This window comes from Novipirellula sp. (assembly GCF_041583735.1).
GTDB lineage: Bacteria > Planctomycetota > Planctomycetia > Pirellulales > Pirellulaceae > Novipirellula.
The window spans coordinates 1-5,606 of the sequence record NZ_JBFHFD010000579.1 but is presented as its reverse complement, the minus strand read 5'-3'; the positions used below and the strand labels follow the sequence as shown (position 1 = coordinate 5,606).

General features: G+C 55.0%; 3 protein-coding genes. All 3 read left to right on the top strand.

The annotated features are described in order from the left end of the window. The coding region (locus ABX962_RS28705) for a right-handed parallel beta-helix repeat-containing protein (protein WP_372724628.1) at window positions 1-1,476 on the top strand (1,476 nt) is incomplete at its 5' end. 97 nt (window positions 1,477-1,573) lie between these two features. After that, on the top strand, window positions 1,574-3,826 hold the full coding sequence (locus tag ABX962_RS28700) for a right-handed parallel beta-helix repeat-containing protein (protein WP_372724626.1): 2,253 nt from the start codon (window positions 1,574-1,576) through the stop codon (window positions 3,824-3,826). Between the two features lie 80 nt (window positions 3,827-3,906). Next, window positions 3,907-5,223 carry a GDSL-type esterase/lipase family protein gene (locus tag ABX962_RS28695; RefSeq protein WP_372724624.1) on the top strand — a complete coding sequence of 439 codons (1,317 nt, stop codon included), beginning with the start codon at window positions 3,907-3,909 and terminating at the stop codon, window positions 5,221-5,223. The last annotated feature ends 383 nt before the right edge of the window (window positions 5,224-5,606 follow it).

Genomic DNA, 5,606 nt, shown 5'->3' with positions numbered 1-5,606 from the left:
GTGCCAGAACCGGTTCGCACCGGCGGCATCACCGTTGACAACTGTATCCTGCACAGCGGCGGACGGATCCTGCCGCACGCCGTGGGTGTTTGGATTGGTCACAGCAGCGATAATGCGATCACCCACTGCGACGTAGCCGATTTCTACTACACCGCCGTCTCGGTGGGGTGGCGTTGGGGCTACGCCGAAAGCGGTGCGAAACGCAACCGCATTGAATACAACCACTTGCATCACATCGGATACCGCATCCTCAGCGACATGGGCGGTGTTTACACGTTGGGGCCAAGCGAAGGCACCTCGGTCAGCCATAACGTGATTCACGATGTCTATGCAACCCGTTACGGCGGATGGGGACTTTATCCCGACGAGGGCAGTTCCAACATCATTTTCGAAAACAACTTGGTCCACGACGTTCGTGACGGAGGCTTCCATCAACACTACGGCCGCGAAAACATCGTTCGCAATAACATTCTGGCGTTTTCCGAAGAAGGCCAAGTCGCGGTGACTCGCGCCGAACCGCATTTGTCGTTCACATTCGAACGGAACTTAGTCTACTTTGACGACGGTCGGCTGCTCGGTTACTCGGGTTGGCAAAACGGTTCTAAAGTCGCCATGAACCATAATCTGTATTGGCGTTCCGGTGGCCAAACGATTGACTTTGCCGGTAAAACGTGGCAGCAATGGCGTGACGCCGGACACGATCAAGATTCGATCGTTGCCGATCCGATGTTCGTCGATCCAGATAATCGCGACTTCACGTTGCGAGCGGGGTCGCCAGCAGCCAAGATTGGTTTCGTCCCTTTCGACACCACACTTGCCGGGGTTCAAGGCGACCAAGCATGGAAGGATCTCGCGGCTGCCACCAAGTTTCGCGAACCCTACGTCGTCCCACCATCGGCACCGATCGACGTGGACGACGATTTTGATACCGACAACCCGGTGTCGCTGCTAGGGATCGCGACGTTGCAACAGGAAGGACGTCATTCGATGATCGGCGTGGTCCCGACGCCGCAAGGAAACGGACGGTCCTTAAAAGTCCAAGACGCCGCCGATATGAAAGCCGTGTACAATCCCCATTTCTATTGGCAACCCGATTACACCGAGGGCAAATCGCGTTTGAGTTTCCGTATCCGTTTACAACCGTCCGTGGCGGTTTCCTGCGAATGGCGTAGCAACACTCGGCCATACCAAACAGGTCCTGTGCTGCAGTTCACCGATTCCGCGATCACCAGTCGCGGACGAAAACTGATCGACATCGACGCCGACACGTGGGTCGACGTCACGATGGAAGCCCCCCAAGGCAAACCGAACAGTCAATGGACGGCCACGTTCGTGTTGCCCAATGGCGATCGCCACGTGGTGACCGATCTAAAATGTGCCCCCAATTGGACCGACACACGATGGGTTGGATTCATCGCAACCGCTCGCAGCGACGCCGCATTTTTCTTGGATGACGTCAAAATGCACAACGAATAAGAATGCGTTGTTACACCGTTCGCCCATTCGCAACTTCCTGCCTCACCTTTGCTTTCCCTCTCCACACTCCGCTGTCCCTTTCCGATCCGCCAAACTGATGAACCATCGAATCGCTGCCCCTCTACTATTGGTTGCACTCGCATTGCTTTGCGTTTCTGCATTCGCTAACGCGGAACCGCTGCAAGATACAGACGCGACTCCATCACACGATGGCGTCATTTTCTATGTCTCGGCCGATGCCGCGTCCAACGGCAATGGCACTGCGTCGTCTCCGTTTCAAAATTTGACTCAGGCACGCGACGGGATCCGTGCCGCGCGTAAATCGGGCGACCTAAAACCGAATCAATCAGTGACCGTTCAAATCGAACCCGGCGTTTATCGGTTGAGTGCTTCGTTTCATTTGACCGCCGAAGATGGTGGCACCGCCGATGCCCCGGTCGTCTATCGGGCGATGCAACCGGGCAGCGTGCGGATCCGCGGCAGCATTGCACTTTCCCCCGCCGCATTTTCCGCAGTGTCCGACGATGCAATCCGCTCACAACTTGACGAAACGGCCCGCGACAAGATCCTTGTGTGTGATGTTTCAACAAAAGCTTCCGCTGCATTCCCACCTTTGAAGACCGCGTTTCGGGGCGTTCCGAACGCTCCGTGGCTGTATGTCAATCGCCACCCAAAGCCGCTTGCTCGCTGGCCGAATCTTAATACGCCCGAGCAGGGTTGGGCTAGTTTCAGCAAGGCGATCGATTCGGGCCTCGCCGAGCCGAATTCCGCAGACGCAACACGCCAAAAGCCACGCGGAGGATCCTTCGAATTTAACGATCCTCGTCCCGCACGCTGGAATCTCGAAGCGGGAGTGTGGTTGCAAGGATATTGGACCCACGATTGGTACGACGAAGTGATTCGCATTGATTCCTATGACGATGCGAACCAAATCATCAAACTTGCTGCCCCGCATAACTATGGAATCATGGCGGGCACTTGGGGCGCCGCGAAACGTCGCTTCTTCGCCTTCAACACGCTCGCAGAACTCGACTCACCGGACGAGTGGTACATCGATCGAAATGCTGGAAAACTGTACTACTATCCCGAATCCGATTTCGCAAGTGCCTTTGTTGAATTGGCAACCCTCGACCAACCGCTCTTTCGAATTGACAACACCAAACATGTGAAGTTTCATGGGTTGGCCCTTGAATACAGCCATGGTGACGGCGTTGTGATGAAGCGTGCTGAATCGATTGAGATCGCGGGTTGCGTGATCGCCAATCTCGCCCGTGGTGGGATTTCGATCGACGGATCCAACAACACCGTTCGATCGTGCGACCTCTATAATTTGGGCACGGCGGGTGTTTCGCTCAACGGCGGTGACCGCAAATCGTTAACACCCGCAAACAATCGCGCCATCAATAACCATATTCACCACTACGGGTTATTCCAACGATCGTACGCTCCGGGGATTGGGGTTCACGGTTGTGGACAAATTGTCACGAACAATTGCATCCACGATGCGCCCCACAATGCGATCCAGTATAGCGGCAACGAGCATCGTTTCGAACGCAATGAAATCTATCGCGTTGTGATGGAAACCGGCGACTCGGGCGCGTTCTATACCGGCCGTGATTGGACCAGCCAAGGCAACATTCTGCGTCACAACTACATCCACGATCTCGGAGGCGGCGATTCGACTCACGTCAATACCATGGGCGTCTACCTGGACGATTGCGATAGCGGTGACACGGTCGAAGGAAACGTGTTCTTTCGCGCCGGCCGTGCCATCATGATCGGCGGCGGTCGCGACAATCGCATCCTCAACAACTTGGTGATCGATTGCCCGATTGGAATGCACCTCGATTCACGCGGCATGACTTGGAAACAATGGAACAGTCCCACGGACAACAGCTGGCAACTCGAGCGCAAAGCAAAAGAAATGAATTACCAGGCACCGCCTTGGAGCAAACGTTACCCCACGCTCGCAGTGATCATGGACGACTCGCCACGAGAACCACTTCACAACGAATTCAAGCGAAACATTTTTGTCAATTGTTCCAAGCAGGTTTGGAATTTTGACTCCAATGTCAAAAAGGTCTTAGCAAAATTACAGATCAGCGATAATGTCGTACTGAACACCCACGGGACCGCTGATGGCATCGCGATGGCTCCCGATATCGACGGTTTCAAAAACGTTGCCGGTACCGATCAAGAACCGATCATGATCGGGTTTGCCCCCGAAGACGAAACAGCACTTACCCAAATCGATGACACCCGAGTTCGTGCCGCCGCGGCGTCGTTCCAACCGATCCCATTCGACACAATCGGTCTGACCAAAGATTCGTTTCGCCACGCCATTCCGTAAGTCTCGGCTTGACCTCGGCAAATTTCTGCCGCACACGCCACTGCCAAATCAGCTAACCAATCTTCCCACCGAGATCACCCATGAGAACGCTCGCTGAAAACTTGAAATTTCTGTCAATATTTGCAACCGCATTCGTGCTGTCGGTGTTCGTCGCGAACGCAGGCCTGGTTTGTGCCGACAATCCAACATTCGCTCCGGTCAAAGCGGAACTTGTCCGTCCTCGCGATGGGCTCGGCAACGTTTTGGCGAAACTTCGAGAGGGAAAACCGGTCCGCATCGGCTATTTGGGCGGTTCGATTACTGCGGCCAGCGGATGGCGGGTCAAAACACGAGAGTGGTTTGCGAAAGAGTTCCCCCAATCCGATGTCTCGGAAATCCACGCTGCGATCGGGGGAACCGGCAGCGATCTCGGTGTGTTTCGGGTCGAACGGGATGCACTGCGGCACAAACCCGATTTGCTGTTCGTCGAATTTGCCGTAAACGACGGCGGCGCGGCCCCCGAGCAAATTTGGAAAGCGATGGAAGGCATCGTGCGCCAAACCTGGGCCGCCAACTCGCGGACCGACATCTGTTTTGTCTATACCTACCGCACCGGTTACGAAAACGACCTGCGAAAGGGTTTCAGTCCGCGTGCGGCATCGGCCATGGAACTGTTGGCAGACCACTACGGAATCCCTTCTATCAATTTTGCCAAGCAAATCGTCGAACTCGAAGCCGCAGGCAAGCTAGTGTTTCAATCCGACGAACCCGCCGGTAACGGAGTGATCCCGTTCTCAAAAGACGGGGTTCATCCGCTTGACGCTGGCCACGAAATTTACGCCGAAATCGTCGCCGATGCGATTCATCAGATCAGCAAAACATCCGAGCCGATCGATCACGAACCCAAACTCGAAAAGCCGTTTGTCGAGGATCATTTGCAGGCCGCCAAAATGGTGCCGATCGCCAAGAAAATGCTCTCGCCCGAATGGAAGCAACTTGCGGAAGACGACACGCTGTCGAAACGTTTCGGGAATCGTATGGGGACGTTGTGGGAGGCCACCGAACCAGGCAGCAAGTTAACGTTCCGGTTCCGTGGCTCTTCGGTCAAACTGTACGACTTACTAGGCCCCGATGGCGGCCAATTGATCATCACAGTCGATGGCAAGCGGATGCCGAAAGTGGTACCTCGTTTCGATAGTTACTGTACCTATCACCGGATCGCAACGGTTCAGGTCGCCGGTGGACTCGATCCAAACCAAGTTCATACGGTCACGGTCGAAGTCGACTCGGAGCAGCCTGATCGGCAAAGCGTCGCGTTCCGTCTAAAAGATCCCGAGGTCGAATTGAAATCGCCGAAATATCAAGGAACGAACGTTCGGGTCGGCCAAATCCTGGTGCTCGGCGACATCGTACCGTAGGCATCGTACCGTAGGCATCGCCGGCACGCGAAGTCACCAACGTCGATGGCATTGGGCCGCAATGCAGTAGCGAAAGTCTCGCGTGACTTTCGTCGGTGCGGCAGACGAATTGGAGGGGGGGGGGACCGAAACTCTTGGCGAGTTTCGCTACATCTACATAACGTGTTTCGCTACAGGAAACGCACGCTTTCACCAAACGACTGTGCAGCGTGTCCCGCTTAATCGACGACCTTTGCAAATGCGTCGCGGAAAAAATCGAGCATTTCCGATTGTGGATTCCGCTTGCCTGCGGTCGACGTGTGGACGTACACGTTTTTGATTCCCAGTTGATCCATCGCCTGCTGCAACTGTTTGCCAAAGTTCGGGTGATGGATAAATTGTCC